Source organism: Streptomyces sp. RLA123 (assembly GCF_056270165.1).
The window spans coordinates 1,898,574-1,912,075 of sequence record NZ_JBWDOR010000003.1 but is presented as its reverse complement, the minus strand read 5'-3'; the positions used below and the strand labels follow the sequence as shown (position 1 = coordinate 1,912,075).

The following is a 13,502-nucleotide window of genomic DNA, read 5'->3' as shown; positions in this document are numbered from 1 at the left end:
GTAAGGACTGCATGTCCGAAATGCCCGGTCGGTGTTCGTAGGGTGAGGGAGGTGACCGACACCTTCCCCTCCCAGGTCGACGTGATCCTGCCCTGCCTCGACGAGGCCGCAGCGCTCCCGTGGGTGCTGGAGCGCGTCCCGGCCGGCTGGCGGGCCGTCGTCGTCGACAACGGTTCCACCGACGGATCGGCCGCCGTTGCCGAGCGCCTCGGTGCCACCGTCGTACGCGAACCGCGCCGCGGCTTCGGTGCCGCCTGCCACGCCGGGCTGCTCGCCGCGACCGCCGACGTCGTCTGCTTCTGCGACTGCGACGGCTCCCTCGACCCCGCTCTGCTGCCCTCCGTCGCGGGCCCCGTCCGTGACGGCGACGCGGACCTCGTCCTGGCCCGCCGCCGCCCCACCGGGGCGGGTGCCTGGCCGCTGCACGCCCGCCTGGCCAACCTGGAGCTCGCCCGGCTGATCCGCCGCCGTACGGGCCTGCGCCTGCATGACCTGGGTCCCATGCGCGCCGCCCGCCGCGAGGCGCTGCTCGGGCTCGGCCTCACCGACCGCCGCTCCGGCTACCCCCTTCAGATGCTGGTCCGGGCGGCGGACGCGGGCTGGCGGGTGCGGGAGACCGAGGTGCCCTACCTGCCGCGCACGGGTCGCTCCAAGGTCACGGGGACGTGGCGCGGCACGTGGCACGCGGTGCGTGACATGCGCGCGGTGCTGGCGGAACCGCCCGGCCCGCCGCCGCCCCCGTCCTCGTCCCTGTCCCCGCCCGGGCCCCCCGTGGCGTCCCCCGCCGACTCCCCGGCGGGGGAGCCGCGGTGACCGCGCACCCAGGCGGTGACGGGCCCTCGCCGACGCAGGCCCACGTCGGCGCCGCCACCGGTCCCACCACACTGCTCGTCATCGCCAAGGAGCCGCTGCCCGGCCGGGTCAAGACCCGGCTCACCCCGCCGTTCACGCCGGAGCGGGCCGCCGCCCTGGCCGCAGCCGCGCTCGCCGACACGCTGCACGCCGTGCTCCGCGCTCCCGCGCGACGCCGCGTGCTGGTCCTGGAGGGGCACCCCGGACCGTGGCTGCCGCCCGGGATCGAGGTGGTGCCGCAGACGGCGGGCGGACTGGACGAGCGTCTCGCGGCGGCGTTCGCGGGCTGTGAAGGGCCCACGCTGCTGGTGGGCATGGACACCCCGCAGATCTGCCCGGCCCTCCTCGCGCCCGCGCTGGCCGTTGACGCCTGGGCGGACTGCGACGCCTACCTCGGCCCGGCGGCGGACGGGGGCTTCTGGGCGCTCGGCCTGGCAGTGCCCGATCCCCGCCTGCTGCGCGGGGTGCCGATGTCCACAGCGCACACGGGCGCGTTCCAGCGGCAGCGGCTGCTGGACGCCGGCCTGAGGGTGCGTCGCCTTCCGGTCCTGCGGGACGTGGACACCGCCGCCGACGCGCACGCGGTGGCGGCGGCCGCGCCCGGCACCCGGTTCGCGGCGGAGCTGGGCCGATGACGGCGCCGCCGATCACGTCCGTCCAGCGGGCCGGTTCCGCCGGCGCGAAGGCGACGGCCTGGGTCGACGACCCGTACGCCCACGCCTTGCGCACCGGGCGGGGTCCGCTCTTCCTGCGGCGTTCCGACGGCTGGCTGCTGCCGCTGGAGGTCGAACGGTGGTGTGCGGAGCCGGACGCGGCCGACTCCGCCCTGCTGCGCCGCTGCCGCGGGCCCGTCCTCGACATCGGCTGCGGGCCCGGCCGGCTCGTCGCCGCACTGGGCGGGCGCGGCCTGCCCGCCCTCGGCGTCGACGTCTCCCCGGCGGCCGTCGCCCGGACCCGCGGCGCGGGCGGGGCGGTGCTGCACCGTTCTGTCTTCGACCGGCTCCCCGCCGAGGGCCGCTGGCGCACGGCCCTGCTCGCCGACGGCAACATCGGCATCGGCGGCGACCCCTGCGCCCTGCTCGCCCGCGTCCGCGAACTCCTCGCCCCGGGCGGCTCCTTGCTGGCCGAGGCGGCCGCGTACGACGTCGACGAACGCCTCACCGTCCGGGTGGAGGACGCCGGCGGCCGCCACGGCGGCGACTTCCCCTGGGCTCGGCTCGGCACGGCGGCGCTGCGCCGGACGGCGGAGGCCGCGGGCTGGACCGCGGTGGGGGCGTGGGCGGTCGACGGGCGCTACTTCGTGGAGCTGACGCGCTGAACGCCCGGGCTCGGGCCCGCGCACGGCCAGGGCGTCGGCGCGGGCCCTTCCCCCTCGGGTTCGCCGCGTGCGGGTCAGGAGGGCTGCGCCGCCGACAGCGCGGTGACCGCGACGATCCCGTCACACTCGGCGAACACACCGTCCTCCAGGGCGACCTGGTGGCGTCCCGCGCCACCCGGCAGGCCCAGCACCATCGTCGGGTACTGCACCGGCGCTTCTCCGGACGCGCAGTAGCCGTCGCCCTCGCCCTGCACCTGATGAAACGTCAACTTCACCCACGCCCGGCCGCCCGGCGCCACCGTGACCGGCGCGGAGGTGCCGCTGTGCTCCACGGTCAGTGGCACGTTGAGCTCCGGTGAGCCGTTGGCCGCACCGGCCACCGTGGGGAACCCCTCGACCGTGCAGGCGGTTCCGGACGTGTTCGTGAAGCCCACGATCGCCGCCCCCGTACCAGTGCCCTGCGGCCGCTGCTGCGCCTGGCGTGCCGGCCCCGCCTCCAACGCCGTGTCCGAGCATGCGGATCCCACCGGAGAGGCGGACCCGGCCGGTGACACTGAGGGGCTCGATGCCGGGGAGCCCGAGGAGGGCGACGATGCCGGCGAAGCCGCCGACGCCGGGCCCGTCGGGACCGGGGGCTTCGCCGTGCCGTCGTCCCCCCGGCACCCGGTCAGCAGTGCCGCCGCCGTGCAGGCCAGCACCGCGGCCACCGCGGCCCCACGCGCCTTCGTGTGCTCCATGACGTCCCCCTGTCCTTCGGCCCGGCTCGCCGCCGGCGTTCGGCTCGGAACACGCGGGCGCCGGCCGGGGCGGTTTCGGGACGTACGCGACTGATACGCAATGGTGACGCATTGCGGTCATGCCGTCACATTGCGGGTCCGGCGGTCGTGCTGCTCGCGGGCGGCCGGCGTCGTTCCCCGCGGCGGCGGCGCAGGAACCCCAGCAGCACCCGGCCCCCTGTCGCGACCGCCACCACACCCATCGCCAGGCCCCAGTTGCGCACGTAGTCCAGGGGCAGCACCGAAGGGTTGGCTCCCTGCCCCTGGCGCAGCATCACCGGGAGGGCCACCAACGTGAGGCAACCGGCGGTGAGCAGCCCGGCGCGCAGCGGCCCGCGCACACGCAGGGGGAGGAACGCGCCGACGGCGAGGACGAGGGGGACGAGCACCCCGTCGTGCAGGAGCACCCCGGCCGCCAGCCAGGCCGGCACGCCCGCCGGCGAACCGATCCGGTGATCCGTCAGCAGCAGTGCGGCGCCCAGGGACATCGCCGCCACCCCGGCGGCGCCCAGCGCCCAGCGCCACAACCGCGACGCCCTCACAGCAGCACCTCCAGCCGGGTGACCCACTTGGTCTGCAGGACGCCGGGCCGGTTCGGGGCGATGATCCGCGCCGGGTGGCCGTGGTCGGGCGACAGGGGCGAGCCGTTGAGGGAGACCGCCAGCAGGGTCAGCGGGTCGCGGGCGTATGAGGCGCCCATCTCGGTGACCGCGTAGGCGCCCTCGGCCTCCAGGGAGACGACGCGCAGGCGGGCGTCCGCCGGGGCGCCGGCGCGGTCCAGCAGGTCGCGCACCCGGGCGCCGGTCCAGTGGGCGTTGCGGCTCCAGCCTTCGACGCAGGCGATCGGGAGCACTGCCGAGTGCCGTGCCATCGCGCGCAGTTCGGCGAGCGTGAGCTCGAACGGCCGGGGGCCGGTCACCTGAAGCCGCCAGTGCGCCGGAAGGTCCTGGGTGATGCCGGCCGCCGCCGCGGTGCGGTTGACCGGGAGGCCCTGCGGGCCGTGTCCTGGGCTGCGTGGCGCGAAGAGGGCGGCGCGGCCGAGCGGGGTCACGGACTGGCCGACGGTCGTCAGGGTCACCGCGCCCGTGGCCACCGCCACCGCCGTCACGAAGGAACGCCGGTCGGGGCCGTCGGCCCCGGGCAGTTCCCGCGTGCCGGACGACCGCCGCGACCAGTGCGCCGCGACGACCGGCGCCTTGACCGCCAGGTGCAGCAGCAGCGCGCCGAGGGCCACCCAGGCCAGGGCCCAGTGCGCGGGGCGGAAGTTCCACGGCCACGGGTACCACTGCACGGTGTTGAGCAGTCCCGTCACCAGTTGCAGCAGCACGCTGCCGACCAGTACGCCGACCGACAGCCGCTCCAGTGCGTGCGTGAACGAGCGCACCGCCGGCCGGGCGAACAGCCGCGGGTAGACCGTCCACAGCTTCGCGAGGAGCAGCGGTAGGGCGGCGATCCCGCTCGCCACGTGCAGCCCCTGCGTCAGCCGGTAGCCCCACACCGGACGGCTCGGCAGCGGGCCGGCCGCCCAGGACGGTGGCTGCTGAAGGTAGTGGCTCACCAGTCCGGTGACGAAGCAGACGGCGATCGCCGCCCCCAGGGCGCGGCCGACCACCGTCGCCGTCCGCGGGTCGTGCAGCCGCCCCGTGAACACCGGGGGCGGCGGAGGCTTGGGCAGGCGGAGTCCTGGGGCCAGCGGGAGGCGTCTCATGCGTCCCATCACACCGCCTGGGGCCCCCGCGAATGGGCCTTCGACTCCTTACGGAATACGGACGGACGGCCGCGCGTGATCGCCGGTACCGCGGTGACCTGCGACGGTGGGGCCGTGGGTACCCGAACCGGCACCGCCGTCACCTCCACCGCCGTCACGGCCGTCCTGCTCGCCGCCCTCACGGCGGCCGTCGCCACGGCGGTCCAGCACGACACGCCCGGCCGCACCCTGCTGCGCCAGGCCGTCGCCTGGGCGTTGTTCGCCGCCGCAGCCGTCGCCGTGCGCAAGGTGCCGTTGCGGCGGGCCGTCGCCCTTGTCGTCGCGGGCGGCGCAGCCCTCGCCCTTGCCGGGCTCGCCGGGCCTCCGGGCACCAGCGACGACATGTACCGCTACGCCTGGGACGGCCGCGTGCAGGCGGCCGGCATCTCCCCGTACGCGTACGCCCCTTCCGCGCCCGAGCTCGGCGTGCTGCGCGATCCGTGGCTCTTCCCCGAGGGTGGCCCCTGCCGGGCCTGGAACGAGCACCCGGTCCCCGGTGGGGGCTGCACGCTGATCAACCGCCCCACCGTGCACACCATTTATCCGCCGGTCGCCGAGGGCTGGTTCCTCGCCGTGCACGCGCTCGCCCCGGGCAACGCCCGGCACAAGGCGGTGCAGACCGGTGGCGCGCTCCTGGCCACGGCCACCACCCTCGCCCTGCTCCTTGTGCTCCGGCGGCGCGGCGGCGACCCGCGGCGCGCCGCACTGTGGGCATGGTGCCCCCTCGTGCCGATCGAGGCCGTCAACAACGCCCATGTGGACACCCTCGGCGTGCTGTTCCTCGTCCTCGCCCTGGGTGTCACCGGGGCGCGGCGCGGCGCGTTCCTCGGTGCCGCCGTCGCCGTCAAGCTGCTGCCGATCCTCGCCCTGCCGGGCGCTCTGTCAGGACTTCTGGCGGGACTTCTGCCGGGGATGCTGCCGCAGGCGCGCGGCCTGCGCGAGGCGGCTCGCGTGCTGGTGCCCGCCGTGCTCGTCGTCGCCCTCGCCTACCTCCCGTACGTCCTGGCCTCGGGCGCCGGCGTCCTCGGCTACCTGCCCGGCTACCTCCAGGAGGAGGGCTACGACTCGGCGCACCTCCGGCGCTTCGCGCTGCTGCGCCTCGTCCTGCCCGACGCCGTCGCGGGCCTCGCCGCCGTGGCCGTGGTCGCGTTCACCGCCCTGTACGTGCTGCGCCGCGGCGACCCAGGCCGCCCCTGGAGCGGGGCCCTCCTGGTGACGGGTACCGCGCTGCTCGTCACCTCGCCCTCCTACTCCTGGTACGCGCTGCTGGTCGTTGCCCTGGTGGCGCTCGACGGCCGGTGGGAATGGCTGTCCGTCGCCGCCGCGGGCGCCGTGCTCTACCTCGCCGGGGGCCCCGCGCAACAGGCCGCCTCCTACGGCATCGCGTCGCTCGCCGTCGTCATCGGTGCGTTCGTACGACATGCGGTGGAGCGGCGGCCTCCCGGGCAGGAGGAGAGGTACGACTCGACCGGGGAGGATCCGACCCATGCATTCCGACCGGATACCGCGCACGTCCGCAGCGGTCCTCGCACTGTCCGTCGCCGCGTCACTTTCCGCGTGCAGCGGCTCCGGTGACACCGGGGGCGGCGGGCACGCGGCCGACCGTCCGGCGATCACCGTCACCCCCGCTTCCGCCGCACGACCCGTTCCCACCGACCGCAAGGTGACCGTCCGCGTCACCTCCGGCCGGCTGGACTCCGTCCGCGTCACCGCGCCCGGCCCCGGAGCGCTGTCCGGCACCCTCGCCTCAGGCAAGGCAGGCTGGACCTCCACCGGGCATCTCGCGCCGGGCGTCACCTACGACGTCGTCGCCCGCGCGACCGGCGACGACGGCAAGGCGCTCACCAAGCATGTGCGCTTCGCCACCGCCGAGGCCAACCGCACCTTTGTGGGCGAGTACCACCCCGACAAGGGCACCACCGTGGGCGTCGGCATGCCCGTCTCCATCGTCTTCAACCAGCCCGTCCGCGACCGCGCCGCCGTCGAGCGCAAGCTCGCCGTCACCGCATCGCCCGCCGTCGACGGCTCCTGGAGCTGGATGAAGGACTGGAGCGGCCGCGACCGCGTCGACTGGCGGCCCCGGGCCTTCTGGAAGGCCGGCACCGCCGTCACCCTCCGCATGAACCTCGACGGCGTCGACGCGGGCGGCGGCCTCTACGGCACCCAGAACCGCGTGGTGCGCTTCCGGATCGGCCACGCCGTCACCACCACGGTTGACACCTCCCGCAAGACCCTCACCCTGCGCCGCGACGGCGAGGTCGTGCGCACCCTCCCGGTCTCCACCGGCAAGCCCGGCTACGAGACCTGGAACGGCACCATGGTCGTCCTGGAGAAGACCCCCAGCATCACCATGAACTCCCGCACCGTCCGCATCTTCGGCCCCGAGGCCTACCACCTCAAGGACGTCAAATGGGACGTCCGCCTGACCACCTCGGGCACCTTCACTCACGCCGCGCCCTGGAACGACGGCAAGTTCGGGCGGGTCAACGGCAGTCATGGCTGCATCGGGATGAGCACCGCCGACGCCAAGTGGTTCTACGAGCAGGTCGGCGTCGGCGACCCGGTCACCGTCGTCCACTCCACGGACACCGTCCAGCTCAACAACGGCTACGGCGCCTGGAACGCCGACTGGGCCGACTGGAGTGCGGGCAGCGCCCTGTGACGACGGCCGATCGCCCGTGAGGCCCCGGACACACGACGAAGCCCGCGCATCATCGCGCGGGCTTCGTCGACGACCTACGAGGTGGGACTCCCTTCGCCGGCATGGTCCGGATCAGGTGCTAGGGGTCGCTCTCCGGTCCTTGCCTCTTCCCTGACCTTCAAGCCTCTCAGCACGGCCGTTGATCCCGGTCGCGGGGGAAGTGGAACCTTCCCTGTCCGCTCGCGGTGCTACCGCACTCCCTCGCTCGCCCCGTAGGTCTCTTTCAGTCTAATACCGATGACTACCGACCACCAGAGGCAAATGTCCCGATTTCATGATTTTTAGGGCATTGACGTCCCTGCCCCGTCCGCTTCCCGCTCAGACGCGGTCGAACGGCTCCGCGTAGCGGAACGCCCCGCTGATCGACGGCGTGTACCCGGCCAGCGGCCGCACCTGGAAGTACGGGCCCCAGGCCGTATCCGGCGGGGTGATCCGGTAGTCCGTACTGGCCCGGAAGCCGAAGCGGCCGTAGTACGCGGGACTGCCCAGAAGTGCCACCAGCGGCTCGCCGAGCGCGTCCGCCGCGCCCAGCACGCTGTGGACCAGGGCGAGCCCGATCCCGCCCCGCTGGTGCTCCGGCGCCACGCTCAAGGGGCCCAGCGCCGCCACGGGGTCCTGGTCCACATGGCCGCGTGTGCACAGCACATGTCCGATCACGGCGCCGTCGTCGTCCGTCGCGACCAGCGACAACGAGGGCAGCCACGCTCCCGACTCCCGCAACTCCGCCACCAGCGTGGCCTCCACGGGCACCTCCGCCCCCGCTTTCGCGAAGGCGGCCGCCGTCACGGCGTGGACGGCGGCCAGGTCGTCTGAGGTCTCGCGTCGGATCAGCACCCGGGCAGTCTCCGGTCCGCGCGCCCGCCGGGCAACCCGTTTTCCGCCGCCGGTCGCGGTGCGACGGGCCGGCGCGAAGGGACTCAGCCGCCGCCGACGACCAGCCCGCGGGGCCCGCCGCCGGGGACCTCGCCGGGGAAGGGGCCTCGGAGGAGGGCGACGAGTCCCTGGGCGAGGTCCTCACGCCAGCACAGGTAGTCGTGGCCGCCGTTGTACTCGTGGTGGGCGACCTCGTAGCCCTTGGCGTCCAGGGCGTCGCGCAGGCGGCGGCCGGCGGCCGGGACGCCCCACTCCTGGAGGCCGGCCGACAGGTGGAAGCGCACGGGTCTGCGGGCGAGGGCCCGGACCCGGCCGGTGAGCCATTCCTCCGGGAACGCCCCTTCGCGGCGGGCGGCCGGCCACCAGAAGGCCCCCGACTGGGCCAGGACGTTGCCGAAGCGCTCCGGCCGCCGCAGCGCGGCATAGGCCGCGGCCAGGCCGCCGAGACCCTGGCCGGCGACGACGGTCCTGGACGGGTCGCCCGTGACGGGCCAGCGGCGGGCCGCCCAGGGCAGCAGCTCATGCGTCAGGAAGGCCACGAAGCGTTCGTCGCAGGCGAGTTCGCGACGACGGGTGTCGCTGTCCAGGGCGTCCGGCAGAAGGGCGACGAGCGGCGGCAGCAGGCCCGCGCGGATGAGGCCGTCGAACAGCCCGCAGATGCCCAGTTGCTGCCACACGTCGCCGTCCAGCAGGACCACGACGGGGAGCCCGGCCAGGTCCTCGTGCCCGGCGGGCGCGTACGCCCACACCCGTCGCCAGTTGCGCAGATGCCCGCTGCGCAGTGTGTGCACCGACAACTCGCCCGTCCTGGCGCCGGGGTGGACCCGGCCGGCGCCGAGCGGGACGGGGGCCGCCGGCAGGGCCGCCACGGACAGCGGCTCGGCACCCCAACGGCTCGGGAAGACCGTTCGGTTGAGCGGGTCGCGCCGGGGACGGCGGCGCAGCCGCCGCAGGTACGCCTGTCTCGCCCCTGGCGCGGAGCCGCCCGCGGGGCCGTCCCCGGCGCCCTCGCCGTCCCGGCTGTTCTCGCCGTCACCGCTGTCCCCGCTGTCCTCGTCGTCCACGCACAGCGCGTACGTGGCCCGCCAGTCGGCCCGCATCCGTATCGTCCAGTGCCACACGTCCGTGCCCGGGACGCGGGTCATGAGGTTGCCCGCCAGGTCTTCGGGGTCGACCACCTGGTTGGGCAGCACGAGCACCGCGCGCGTCGCGGCCGTGCCCCGCCACAGGAAGGTGACGGCGGCGTGTCCCCGGTCACCGTCGATGGGCTCCACCAGGGGCGTCCCCTCGGCCTTCACGTACCGCCAGAAGTCCCCCTCCCGCTCGGGCTGTTCGGTGAGCGCCGCGATCCGCGGACTGCGGGCGCGCTCCACCGGCGCGGGACGGGGGAAGCGCGGCGCGCGCAGCGAGGGGCGGGGCGGCGGGCTCCACAACGCGGTCAGCATGATCGGCAAACCCTCCTGGACGTCACCGACAGCAAAGGACATTTAAAGTCACGTTCTCCTCAACCTGAAGTCGCCGTGAGGCCCGTCGCACCGTGACCAAACCCCTGTCGGCGCGGGCCGATCCGGGGTTCCATGTCCTCACCTGCCCATCGGCGCCGAAGAGAGGGAGCCTCTTGGCCACCACCGTGCGACGCAGCACCCTCACCCTGCCCGCAGCCCCGCTCGGCCCGGAGAACCCGCTGCCCGCCCTGCGTGCCCCGGGCGAACTGCACGCGCCGGACGGACTCGACGCGGCCGAGAGCACCGACCTGCCGCCCGAGATGGCCCGCCGCATGGCCTACGGGCACCTGCGCACGCTGCTGCCCGTACCGCGACGGGACGGCTATACCCGCGAGCGCACGCCCACCGCCCTGGACACCGTGGTCATCGAGAACGACCGTCTGCGCGCCACCGTCCTGCCGGGACTCGGCGGCCGCCTGTACTCCCTGCACCACAAGCCCACCGGCCGGGAACTGCTGCACGCCAACCCCGTCCTGCAGTTCGCCGACTTCGGGCTCGCCGGGGCCTGGTTCTCCGGCGGCGTCGAATGGAACCCGGGTGCCACCGGCCACTCCACGATGAGCTGCGCCCCGCTGCACGCCGCCCGCGTCCCCGCGCCCGACGGCGGCGAGATGCTGCGCCTTTGGGAGTGGGAACGGCTGCGCGACCTGCCGTACCAGATCGACCTGTGGCTTCCCGACGGCTCCGACTTCCTCTATGCCGGCGTCCGTGTCCGCAATCCTCACCACCGGACCGTTCCCCTCTACTGGTGGTCCAACACCGCCGTCCCCGAGACACCCGGCACCCGTGTCCTCGCCCCCGCCGGTCACGCCTGGCACTTCGGTTCCAACCGGACACTGCACCGGGTACCCGTTCCGGAGGAGCCCACCGCGTCCGAACACCCGGCCGACTGGTTCTACGACCTGACCGACGGCACCCGTCCCTGGATCGCCGCACTCGGCGCCGACGGCCACGGCCTCGTCCAGACCTCCACCGACACCCTGCGCGGCCGCAAACTCTTCGTCTGGGGCCGGGGCCGCGGCGGACGCCGCTGGCAGCGCTGGCTCGCCGGGGACAACGGGACCGGCGGCTACCTGGAGATCCAGGCGGGCCTCGCCCCCACCCAGCTCGAGCACCTGCCGCTCGCCGCAGGCACCGCCGTCTCCTGGCTGGAGGCCTACGGACCCCTGGACACCGCGCCGGACGCGGGAACGGACGCTGTGGAGGCCCGCCTCGAGGCGGCCCTGCCACGCGAGCGGGTGCGCGCTGCGTACGAGGCGTGGCTCCCCGCCGCCGACGCGGAACCCGGGGACATCGTCGCCGACGGCTCCGGCTGGGGCGCCCTGGAGGTGCTGCGCGGCCGGCACGACCTGCCCGGCACGCCCTTCCACCCCGACACCATGGGCGAGCAGCAGAAGCCGTGGCTGGAACTGCTCCTCGCCGGCGTGTTCCCCAAGTCCCCCGGCGACGACGCGATCCCCGGACCCGCGCTCGTCTCGCCCGAATGGCGCGAACTCCTGGAGACCGCGGGTACGTACGACGGCAACGAGTGGTACCTCGACCACCATCTCGGCCTCGCCCAATGGGACGCGGGAGACCGCGCCCAGGCCGTCCGCAGCTGGGAACGCTCCGCCGGGCGCACCCGCTCCTGGCTGCCCCTGCACTGCCTCGCCGCCGCCGACCGGGCCGACGGCAACCACGCGCGGGCCGCGGAGCGTTATGTCGACGCCGTCCGGCTCCAGGCCGAGGGCACGGCCCCGCCCGACGTCCGCGCCGCCCTCGCCCGTGAAGCGGTCCCCGCCCTGCTCGCCGCCGGACGGCCGGACGACGCGGCCACCGTCCTCGGCGCCCTCCCCGCCACCGTCCTCGCCCGCGGCCGGTTCCGTCTCCTGCACGCCCAAGTCCTGTGTGCCCAGGGCGACATCACCGGAGCCCGGGCCCTCTTCGACGCCGGCTTCACCGTGGACGACCTGCGGGAGGGCGAGGACTCCCTGCACCTCACCTGGCAGTCCCTCACCGAGGGCGGCGAACCGCTGCCCGAGGCGTACGACTTCCGCATGGCACCCTGAAAACCGTTGGCCCGCGGCGCGCGACAGCCCCCACAGTGGTGCCTCCCGATGACCACCACGAGGGGGGAAGGACATGTCGACGCTGCGTGTCACCGCCGAACGGCTCACCGTCCACGACCACCCGAACGCGGACGCCCTGGAGCTTGCCCAGGTCGGCCTCTACCGGGCGGTCGTGGCCAAGGGCGGCTACCGCACAGGGGACTTCGCGCTCTACATCCCCGAGCAGTCCGTGCTGCCGGACGCCCTGATCGCCGAACTCGGCCTGACGGGACGGCTCGCCGGCCCCGGCGCCAACCGTGTCAAGGCGGTCAGGCTGCGTGGTGAGTTGTCCCAGGGCATCGTGTGCCGCCCGGCCGCGCTCGACGGTACGGACCTGGCGGACGCCGCCTCCGACGACACCGACTTCGCCGGACTGCTCGGCATCACCAAATGGGTGCCGCCGGTCCCGGTGTCGATGAGCGGTGACGTGGAGGCGGCGCCGGACCTGCTGCCGTGGATCGACATCGAGAACCTCAAGCGCCACCCCGATGTCTTCGCCCCCGGCGAACCGGTCGTGATCACGGAGAAGCTGCACGGCACCGCCTGCGCCCTGACGTATCTGGCGGCGACCGGGCAGGTCCTGGTCACCTCCAAGGGGCTCGGCGGCCAGCGGCTGGCCCTCAAGGAGTCCCCGCACAACCTGTACTGGCGCGCCGCGCGCGGCCACGACCTGCCCGCGGTGGCGGCGGCGCTGGCAGAGAAGCTGGGAGCCACGCGCGTGGGGCTCTTCGGTGAGGTGTACGGCGCCGGAGTCCAGGACCTCGGCTACGGCGCCGACGGGCGGCGCGACGTCCCCGGCTACGCGGCCTTCGACGTCGCCGCCGAGATCGACGGCGACGTGCGCTGGCTGGACCCGGCCGTCCTGCTGTCCGACGGCACGCTGCCCGTGGTGCCCCGGCTCCACGCGGGCCCCTTCGACCTCGACGTCGCCCTGGAACTGGCCCGCGGGGCCGAAACCGTGTCCGGACGCGGCCTCCACCTGCGGGAGGGCGTTGTCGTCCGGGCGGCCACGGACCGCCACAGCCCCGTGCTCGGCGGTCGTGCCATCGCCAAGGTCGTGAGCGACGCCTACCTCACGCGCAAAGGCGGTACGGAATTCGAATGAGCGCCAGGCATGGCCGTCCCGTCGCTGGGCAGGCGCAGCCCCCGAGTCACTTCACACAGCGCACGCATGAGAAGGGAACGGCCATGACCGACTTCAGCGCCCCCAACGGCGCCCAGCCGCCGGCACAGCGCGCTCTGCACGAGATCGCCACGGGCGGTGACAACGCCTCCGCGCTCAGCACCCTCGCGGCCAGTGACGTGCTGCTCCCGGTCCCCGGGCCGCCGGAGGAGGCCGCGGGCGGCGACGACGCGGAGCAGGAGACGATCAGCCTGCCGGTGTTCGAGCAGGAGGACGGCACGAAGCTCGTGCCGGTCTTCACCTCGGAGGTACGTCTCGCCCACGCACTGCCCAACGCGAAGGGCTACCGGATACTCCCACTGTCCGCGCTGAGCAGCGGCTGGCCCTCGGACGAGCTCACGCTCTCCATCGACGCGGGGTCGCCGGACACCCTCACCATCAAGGGCGAAGGGGTCCGGGCTCTCGCCGGCCTGTCCGGTTGAGGCGAAGATCCGGGGGACTCGACGTTGCCCCCGGTCGG

Annotated in this window: 13 protein-coding genes; 8 read left to right on the top strand and 5 right to left on the bottom strand. The window is 74.6% G+C overall.

Features of this window, described 5'->3' with window-relative positions; genetic code table 11:
- Positions 1-42: 42 nt before the first annotated feature.
- The 3 genes from RV983_RS08650 to RV983_RS08640 all read left to right on the top strand — a co-directional run bounded on the left by RV983_RS08650 (position 43) and on the right by RV983_RS08640 (position 2,170).
- On the top strand, positions 43-813 hold the full coding sequence (locus tag RV983_RS08650; protein WP_475985194.1) for a glycosyltransferase family 2 protein: 771 nt from the start codon (positions 43-45) through the stop codon (positions 811-813).
- Positions 814-884: 71 nt separating this feature from the next.
- Positions 885-1,487, top strand: coding sequence for a TIGR04282 family arsenosugar biosynthesis glycosyltransferase (locus RV983_RS08645; RefSeq protein ID WP_475990258.1), 603 nt, complete (start codon positions 885-887; stop codon positions 1,485-1,487).
- The gene (locus RV983_RS08640) at positions 1,484-2,170 is read left to right on the top strand and encodes a methyltransferase domain-containing protein (RefSeq protein WP_475985193.1); all 687 of its coding nucleotides are present in this window, start codon (positions 1,484-1,486) and stop codon (positions 2,168-2,170) included. The genes RV983_RS08645 and RV983_RS08640 overlap by 4 nt, the downstream gene beginning before the upstream one ends.
- A 74-nt stretch (positions 2,171-2,244) precedes the next feature.
- Here RV983_RS08640 and RV983_RS08635 read toward each other — a convergent pair whose 3' ends face one another.
- From RV983_RS08635 to RV983_RS08625, 3 genes are all read right to left on the bottom strand, one after another.
- Positions 2,245-2,697, bottom strand: a complete 453-nt coding sequence (locus RV983_RS08635) for a DUF4232 domain-containing protein (protein WP_475990257.1) — start codon at positions 2,695-2,697, stop codon at positions 2,245-2,247.
- Positions 2,698-3,032: 335 nt separating this feature from the next.
- A complete protein-coding gene (locus tag RV983_RS08630) occupies positions 3,033-3,488 on the bottom strand; it encodes a hypothetical protein (protein WP_475985192.1) in 456 nt (151 codons plus the stop codon).
- Positions 3,485-4,654 carry a molybdopterin-dependent oxidoreductase gene (locus tag RV983_RS08625; RefSeq protein WP_475985191.1) on the bottom strand — a complete coding sequence of 390 codons (1,170 nt, stop codon included), beginning with the start codon at positions 4,652-4,654 and terminating at the stop codon, positions 3,485-3,487. Before RV983_RS08625 ends, RV983_RS08630 begins: the two co-directional genes overlap by 4 nt.
- Before the next feature lie 114 nt (positions 4,655-4,768).
- Here RV983_RS08625 and RV983_RS08620 point away from each other — a divergent pair, with 114 nt between their 5' ends.
- Positions 4,769-6,268 (top strand): MptA/MptB family glycosyltransferase, encoded by a 1,500-nt coding sequence (locus RV983_RS08620; RefSeq protein WP_475985190.1) that lies wholly within the window; start codon positions 4,769-4,771, stop codon positions 6,266-6,268.
- A complete protein-coding gene (locus RV983_RS08615) occupies positions 6,180-7,355 on the top strand; it encodes a L,D-transpeptidase (RefSeq protein ID WP_475985189.1) in 1,176 nt (391 codons plus the stop codon). Before RV983_RS08620 ends, RV983_RS08615 begins: the two co-directional genes overlap by 89 nt.
- Before the next feature lie 357 nt (positions 7,356-7,712).
- Here the strand turns inward: RV983_RS08615 and RV983_RS08610 are convergent, their stop codons facing one another.
- Entirely contained in the window at positions 7,713-8,228 is a 516-nt protein-coding gene (locus tag RV983_RS08610; RefSeq protein ID WP_475985188.1) for a GNAT family N-acetyltransferase, read from the bottom strand.
- Positions 8,229-8,311: 83 nt separating this feature from the next.
- On the bottom strand, positions 8,312-9,712 hold the full coding sequence (gene fes / locus RV983_RS08605; RefSeq protein ID WP_475985187.1) for an enterochelin esterase: 1,401 nt from the start codon (positions 9,710-9,712) through the stop codon (positions 8,312-8,314).
- Between the two features lie 173 nt (positions 9,713-9,885).
- On the opposite strand from fes, the gene RV983_RS08600 reads away from it, so the two are divergent.
- The 3 genes from RV983_RS08600 to RV983_RS08590 all read left to right on the top strand — a co-directional run bounded on the left by RV983_RS08600 (position 9,886) and on the right by RV983_RS08590 (position 13,464).
- The gene (locus RV983_RS08600) at positions 9,886-11,820 is read left to right on the top strand and encodes a DUF5107 domain-containing protein (RefSeq protein ID WP_475985186.1); all 1,935 of its coding nucleotides are present in this window, start codon (positions 9,886-9,888) and stop codon (positions 11,818-11,820) included.
- Positions 11,821-11,893: 73 nt separating this feature from the next.
- Positions 11,894-12,964 carry an RNA ligase (ATP) gene (locus RV983_RS08595; RefSeq protein ID WP_475985185.1) on the top strand — a complete coding sequence of 357 codons (1,071 nt, stop codon included), beginning with the start codon at positions 11,894-11,896 and terminating at the stop codon, positions 12,962-12,964.
- Positions 12,965-13,047: 83 nt separating this feature from the next.
- Positions 13,048-13,464 carry an SseB family protein gene (locus RV983_RS08590; RefSeq protein WP_475985184.1) on the top strand — a complete coding sequence of 139 codons (417 nt, stop codon included), beginning with the start codon at positions 13,048-13,050 and terminating at the stop codon, positions 13,462-13,464.
- Positions 13,465-13,502 lie beyond the last annotated feature (38 nt).